7 protein-coding genes and 2 rRNA genes are annotated in these 6,333 nt (G+C 68.5%); 1 reads left to right on the forward strand and 8 read right to left on the reverse strand.

The genetic code is table 11. The features are described 5' to 3' along the window. Positions 1-155: 155 nt before the first annotated feature. Both ACGFW6_RS22950 and ACGFW6_RS22955 read right to left on the reverse strand, forming a co-directional pair. Positions 156-368: a helix-turn-helix domain-containing protein gene (locus tag ACGFW6_RS22950; protein ID WP_004984898.1), complete on the reverse strand. Its 213-nt coding sequence runs from the start codon at positions 366-368 to the stop codon at positions 156-158. Positions 369-497: 129 nt separating this feature from the next. After that, entirely contained in the window at positions 498-1,313 is an 816-nt protein-coding gene (locus ACGFW6_RS22955; protein ID WP_393512751.1) for a phosphatase, read from the reverse strand. A 228-nt stretch (positions 1,314-1,541) separates the two neighbouring features. Between ACGFW6_RS22955 and ACGFW6_RS22960 the strand changes: the two genes are divergently transcribed. Then, entirely contained in the window at positions 1,542-1,988 is a 447-nt protein-coding gene (locus tag ACGFW6_RS22960; RefSeq protein WP_393512754.1) for a hypothetical protein, read from the forward strand. Between the two features lie 28 nt (positions 1,989-2,016). On the opposite strand, the gene ACGFW6_RS22965 is transcribed toward ACGFW6_RS22960, so the two are convergent. The 6 genes from ACGFW6_RS22965 to ACGFW6_RS22990 all read right to left on the reverse strand — a co-directional run. Continuing rightward, positions 2,017-3,189 carry an acetoin utilization protein AcuC gene (locus tag ACGFW6_RS22965; RefSeq protein WP_393512756.1) on the reverse strand — a complete coding sequence of 391 codons (1,173 nt, stop codon included), beginning with the start codon at positions 3,187-3,189 and terminating at the stop codon, positions 2,017-2,019. Continuing rightward, entirely contained in the window at positions 3,140-4,357 is a 1,218-nt protein-coding gene (locus tag ACGFW6_RS22970; RefSeq protein ID WP_393512759.1) for an MFS transporter, read from the reverse strand. Before ACGFW6_RS22970 ends, ACGFW6_RS22965 begins: the two co-directional genes overlap by 50 nt. Positions 4,358-4,423: 66 nt before the next feature. Beyond that, positions 4,424-5,209, reverse strand: a complete 786-nt coding sequence (locus ACGFW6_RS22975) for a VC0807 family protein (RefSeq protein WP_393512762.1) — start codon at positions 5,207-5,209, stop codon at positions 4,424-4,426. Positions 5,210-5,302: 93 nt separating this feature from the next. Then, complete coding sequence (locus ACGFW6_RS22980) at positions 5,303-5,947, reverse strand: HAD family hydrolase (RefSeq protein ID WP_393512812.1); 645 nt, start codon at positions 5,945-5,947, stop codon at positions 5,303-5,305. A 60-nt stretch (positions 5,948-6,007) separates the two neighbouring features. Next, positions 6,008-6,124: ribosomal RNA gene (gene rrf, locus ACGFW6_RS22985) — 5S ribosomal RNA — on the reverse strand. A gap of 104 nt (positions 6,125-6,228) precedes the next feature. After that, positions 6,229-6,333 (reverse strand): 23S ribosomal RNA (locus tag ACGFW6_RS22990); the annotation flags it as partial.

Here is a 6,333-nt window from a genome sequence, read left to right on the forward strand (position 1 = left end):
ACTACCCTCGCTCACTTCTCATCACTCGGCGTTGGGCGCCATGGGCCCATACGACCTACGAGGGGCTAGCCTACCCGCCCGAGCGCTGAGGTCGTAATCGAGGAGGCGAGGGGGAATCCTGAACAGCCCTGAGGATCCCCTCTCGCCCTCTGCCGTCAGGCGGTTTCCACCCCCACGTAGCTCTCGCGGAGGTATTCGTGAACCGCTTGCTCCGGGACGCGGAACGACCGCCCCACACGGATCGCGGGCAGATGACCGCTGTGCACCAGCCGGTACACGGTCATCTTCGACACTCGCATCACCGAGGCGACTTCCGCCACGGTAAGGAACTGAACCTCGTTCAGAGGCCTCTCGCCAGCTGCAGCCATGACACACCTGAACCTTCCGCACTCGACGGCCACCGGCTTCCCCTTCCGGTGACTCTTCGTCGCTGCGTGCTCACTCCCCAATGTAGGGGCGTGTGATGCGAGTGGGGAAGAGGGGATGGCATCGGCGCCTTACTGTGACAGACACGCTCGATTGAGTACGTAGCGGGTAAGCGGTCGGTAGTAATCAGACCGCACAGCGTCATCAAGTGGAACGACGACGGACACGGACCCCTCGGCCTGCCCCACAAAGAGCGCGGGGTCATTCGTATCGGCCGGACCAATGGCCTCAAACCCCAGCTGACCTGCCCCGCAGACCCAGCCGTGGTCCCCGATCACCAGCTCCGGCAGGGGCCCGCCGGCCTTCGCCGCGGCTGCCAGGGCGGTACGAACCGGGAGGGGTGAATGGGTGTGTGCGCCGGGCTCACAACCGGGGCATGAGGCGCCGGGTTCCCGCACCAGCGCGACTCCTCGTACGTAGGCAAGGTTGTACGTGCGTAGTCCGAACCGGGTCGTTATGTCGACACTGTGGCCATGCGCCGGGGTGAGGACGGCACATCCCGCCGCCGACAGCGCGTCCGCCAAGGCTGCGTAGAACCCGAGCAGTCGGTGGGGGTGTCCGGTGCCGAGGAGGACAGGCGCCCTGCGCTGCGCGACTGCCGCGAGACGTTCCGCAAAGGCATCCAGAGCGGTCAAAGTGAGCTCAGGATCGATCACATCCTGGCCTGAAGTATGGTGCGGATCGGCTGAAACCCCACACTTCTCCGCCATCAGCGCAATCAGTTCGCGCTGCCCCCAGACCCCTTCGGGATCGAGGCCGAGCAGCACGCGAGGATCCCGGGCGGCGAAGAGCCGGTAGCTGCGCAGGCTCTCCTCACGGGAGGTGGCCACGGGCCCGGCGAGGCGCGCGGCGAGGAGATGGGCGCGCAGGGCACCGGTGCTCAACACGTCAGCGATGGTGGCCGAAGGGGCGGACGAATGCCCCGGGAACGGGAAAACACCGCACAGTTGGCGTAACGACCCCTGTGACAGTGGTGACTGAACAGCGACAAAAACGCCCACAACCGTCGGAGTGGGTCCCTGGTCTCACAACACGTGTGCGGCGAACGCCAGTTGACCGGCGTCACCCACGTACCGGGCGTCGCACACGTCGACCACCACCACAGGGGGAACACCATGAAGCCGACCCGTCGTACAGCCGCCACCGCCACCGCCCTCGCCGCCCTCACCCTGGGCGGCGCGCTGGCCACGACAGCACCGGCCTCGGCGGCCACCACCGCGGGCGCCTACAACGGCAAGTGCGGCACCGGCTACACCGTCCAGGACCGGACCGACATCCACGACTCGGCCCGCGAGGTCATCGGCACCGTGTACGTCACCTACAGCCGCGAGACCGGGCAGCACTGCGCCGTGCTCGTCCGCACCGACCCCGGCACCCGGACGTTCATGGAGGTCACCCTCGACACCTCGCCCACCTCCGGCAAGTCCGAGCGGGACTACGGCTCCTACTCGACGTACGCCGGCCCGGTGTACGTGGACGCCTCGCAGTCCGACGCCCAGTGCCTGGAGTGGAGCGGCACGATCGACATCTACTACGACAGCGTGCGCGGGCTCTGCTCCTGACCCCGCCGGTGTTCCCGCTGCGGCGGCGCTACGGCAGCAGCCCCCGCAGCGGGAACGCCGCCCGCCGGGCCGCCAGCACGGCCTGGTCCAGCCGGTCCCCGGGGTCGTACCCCGACTCCCAGTCCGCCCAGGACACCGGCCACCGTCCGTCGGTCATCCGCATCGGCCCCAGCTGCCGTGTCCGCGCGAAGACCTCCTGGCGCCAGCTCTCCGGGATCATCGCCTCGGGCTCGATCGGCCGGCCCGCGGCGATGCCCACGAGATGCGTCCACGACCGCGGCACGACCTCCACCACGGCATAACCGCCGCCGCCCAGGGCGACCCACTTGCCGTCGGCGTACTCGTGCGCCAGGTCGTGACACGCCACCTGCACGGCCCGCTGCGCGTCCAGCGACACCGCCAGATGCGCCAGCGGGTCCTCGAAGTGCGTGTCGGCTCCGTGCTGCGTGACCAGCACCTGCGGCCGGAACTCCGCCAGCAGCTCCGGCACCACGGCGTGGAACGCCCGCACCCACCCGGCGTCCCCGGTGCCGGCCGGCAGGGCCACGTTCACCGCCGACCCCTCGGCGTCCGGCGCCCCGGTCTCCTCCGGCCACCCGGTCTGCGGGAACAGGGTGCGGGGGTGCTCGTGCAGCGAGATCGTCAGCACCCGCGGGTCCTCCCAGAACGCGGCCTGGACCCCGTCCCCGTGGTGCACGTCGACGTCGACGTACGCGACCCGCTCGGCCCCCAGCTCCAGCAGCCGCGCGATGGCCAGCGAGGCGTCGTTGTAGATGCAGAACCCCGAGGCGCCGCCCGGCATCGCGTGGTGCAGGCCGCCCGCGAAGTTCACCGCGTGCAGTGCCTCCCCGCGCCACACCGCCTCCGCCGCCCCCACCGACTGCCCGGCGATCATCGCCGACACGTCGTGCATCCCGGCGAACGCGGGATCGTCCAGGGTGCCGAGCCCGTACGACATGTCCGCCGCCGCGGGCTCTGCCGACGCCGCCTTCACGGCCTCGATGTAGTCCTGCCGGTGGACCAGCCGCAGCGTCGACTCGCCGGCCGGCTTGGCCGCGACGACCTCCACGTCCCGGTCGAGCCCGAAGGCGTCGACCAGCCTCCGGGTCAGTGCCAGCCGGAGCGGATCCATCGGATGCTCCGGACCGAAGTCATAGCCCGTTACTGCCTCGTCCCACATCAGCTGTGCGCGGCCGCTCATGCCCGTCACCGTATCGGTCCGGTTGAGCGGCGAACGAACGGGCGTACCCGAGCGTCACCAGCACCAACACCATCGGCACGAGCATCGCCCCGCGATAGCTCCACGCGTCGCCGAGCGCCCCCACCAACGGGGACCCGATCAGGAACCCCACATAGTTGAAGACGTTGAGCCGCGCGACCGCCGCGTCCGAGGCCCCCGGGAACAACCGCCCCGCCGCCGCGAAGGTCTGCGGCACCAGCACACACAGCCCCACCCCGATCAGAGTGAACCCCAGCATCCCGACCCAGGCCCCCGGCGCCGACGCCACCACCGCGAACCCGGCCGCCGCCACCAGCGCCCCGACCCGTACGACCACGACGGCCCCGAACCGCCGCACCCCGAAGTCCCCGATGGCCCGCCCCACCAGCGTGGTCACCATGTAGACGTTGTACGGCACGGTCGCCAGCTGCTCCGAACTGCCCAGCACGTCCTGGAGATACTTCGCGCTCCAGTTGGAGACCGTGGAATCCCCGATGTACGCGAACGTCATCACCAGACACAGCGGCAACAGCAACTTGAGGACGACCGGTCCCCGCTCGCCGGCGGCCTCCGGCTCCACCTCGTCGCCGCCGCCCCCGTCGACATACCACCGGCTCCCCACCAGCGCGGCGGGCAACAGCACCACGACGACCGGCAGATACGACACGAACAGCGCCAGATCCCAGTGCGCCCCCACCCACGCCAGCGAGGCCCCGACGATCCCGCCCAGGCTGTACGCCGCGTGGAAGCTGAGCATGATGCTGCGCCCGTACGACCGCTGGAGGCTCACCCCGAGCATGTTCATCGAGGCGTCCAACGCCCCCACGGCCAGCCCGAACGCGGCCAGCGCCACCCCCAGTTCCACCATCCGCTCGCCGGCGCCGACCCCGAGGAGCGCCAGCAGCACGACGGGCTGCGACCAGCGCAGCACCCGGCTCGGCGGTATTCGCTTCACCAGCCGCTCGGTGGCGACGCTCCCGACGCCCGCGAGGATGGGCACGGCCGCGAGGAACGCGGGCAGCAACGCGTCGGAGACGCCGTAGCGGTCCTGAATGGCCGGGATCCGCGTCACCAGCAGGGCAAAGGCAACACCCTGAGCGAAGAAACTCAACGCCAACGAGGCCCTACCGCGCCGCAGCACATCAGTCATGGCGGCGAGCGTAGGGCCCCGGTGTACCGGTGGGTAGATCCAGCCAAAGATGAATTTCCCTCAGCTTTATCGGGCAGGCGCGAGGTCGACGGCCTTCAGGTCGGCGCGAGCGAGCTCACTCGCCCCGCGGACCTCACCGTCCCGACGACCCTCCCCCGCCTCCGACTTGGCCTCCGCGATGACCATGGCGGCCATCGGACCGGCACCCAGCGCACCGCCGACCACGAAGCCCAGCGCCATGGCGACGACCATGATCACATTGCCGGCCCACACCATGTTGTCCACCGGCAGGGTGTACGCCCCCACGATCCGCACCACACACTCCGCGAGCAGTACGACACCCCACACCAGCGAGAACATCCGCTCGGCCCGCCGGAACCGGCCCGACCCGGCGTGCAACCGCGCCCAGGCGGCCTCCCGACCGGCATCCCCCTTCACCACCCAGGGCTTCATACCGGCGGTCATCATCGGCCTGCCCAGCACCACGGAGACGATGATCCCGATACCGATGGCGCTGCTGACGGCACTGTCCTTGGCGATCATCAGCCGCGGGTCCCCGGCCACGAAGCTCAGCAGCAGCGACACGACGTTCACGAAGAGGATGAGCGCCGCCATCCCGTTCACCTCACGCGACTTCAGCACGCCCCACCCGGTCCGCACGGCCGGCACGACGCTGCTCAGCGCGAGCGCCATCAGGGTGCTCGTCCCGAAGCCGTCCTTCAGGAGGTAGTACGCCCCGATGGGCACCGCGACATCGATGAGCAACGGCGCGAAGTTCCGCAGCGCGCCACGACGGTTGGTGCTGTCCGTGCTGCTGGTGCTGTTCCCCTTGGTGGTCCCCGTGTTCGTCATGCCCTCAGCTTCGCGTCCGGCGCCAGATCACCGGTAGAAACGATCGTCCAGCCCTCCGCATGACAAATGTCAGCACCGCACCACCGCCCCGGATCACACGAGAAGGTCAGCCAACTCACCCATGTCGGAGAAGAGTTGAGTGGCCCCGGCAAGCCTGCCGGGCGGCGTCATGGCGGTGAACCCGTAGACGTCCATCCCTGCGGCGACGGCCGCCTGCACGCCCAGCGGACTGTCCTCGACGACGAGACAGCGCGCCGGCGCCACCCCCATCCGCTCGGCCGCGTGCAGGAACAGATCCGGCGCCGGCTTCCCCCGCCCCACATCCTGCGAACTGAAGACCCGCCCCTCGTCGAAATACCGGTCGAGCCCCGTCGTCCGATGCCCCACCCGAATGCGCTCATGGCTCCCGGAGGACGCGACACAGTACGGCACTCCGTCCCCGCTGAGCTTCTCCAGCACCTCCACGGCACCGGGCACGGCCTTCAACTCCCGCTCGAACGCACCGAACACCCGCGCATGAAACACGTCGTCGAAGTCCTCGGGCAGCCGCTGCCCGGTCCGCTCCAGCACCAGGTCGTGAATCCGGTGCATGGCCGAGCCCATATAGTCCCGAATGGAGTCCTCGTACGACGTCGGGTGCCCCAGCTCCGTGAGGTACGCGGCGAGGAGCCGGTTGGAAATGGGCTCGCTGTCGACGAGCACACCGTCATTGTCGAAGATCACCAAGTCATAGCGCATACGCTTGAGCTTAAACGCAGAAAGGCCCACGCCATACGGCGTGGGCCTTTCCTAAAATTTGTTCGGCGGCGTCCTACTCTCCCACAGGGTCCCCCCTGCAGTACCATCGGCGCTGTAAGGCTTAGCTTCCGGGTTCGGAATGTAACCGGGCGTTTCCCTCACGCTATAACCACCGAAACCCTAATGGTTTCGAGCGAACAAGCACACTTTTCTTTTGTCTGTTCTGCTCAAAGCCGACAACGGTCGTTGTCTCAGAACTAACACAGTGGACGCGAGCAACTGAGGACAAGCCCTCGGCCTATTAGTACCGGTCACCTCCACACGTTACCGTGCTTCCAGATCCGGCCTATCAACCCAGTCGTCTACTGGGAGCCTTACCCCATCAA

The organism is Streptomyces sp. Y7 (genome assembly GCF_043195415.1).
Taxonomy (GTDB): Bacteria; Actinomycetota; Actinomycetes; order Streptomycetales; family Streptomycetaceae; genus Streptomyces.